We start from the raw sequence: 209 nt of genomic DNA, 5'->3' as shown, positions 1-209 counted from the left end.
AGACAAAGGCTTAAATTATGTAGTTGAGACTGCCGAAGCCGCTTTTTATGGACCAAAGTTGGATTTTATCGTTAAAGATGCCTTGGGTCGTAAGTGGCAATTAGGTACAATACAGGTCTATTATAACTTACCAGAACGATTTGATTTAACTTACAAGGGTACTGATAATGAATTACACCGTCCTGTAATGATTGATCGTGCACCATTTG

1 protein-coding gene is annotated in these 209 nt (G+C 37.8%); it reads left to right on the top strand.

Annotation, left to right across the window (positions count from 1 at the left end):
- A partial coding sequence (locus ACRHOC_RS16005) for an aminoacyl--tRNA ligase-related protein (protein ID WP_431159538.1) occupies positions 1 to 209 on the top strand: 209 nt, incomplete at both ends.

This window comes from Winogradskyella poriferorum (genome assembly GCF_050618035.1).
Taxonomy (GTDB): Bacteria; Bacteroidota; Bacteroidia; order Flavobacteriales; family Flavobacteriaceae; genus Winogradskyella; species Winogradskyella poriferorum_A.
Note: the sequence above shows the minus strand (reverse complement) of the source record. Positions and strands in the feature narration are given on the sequence as shown.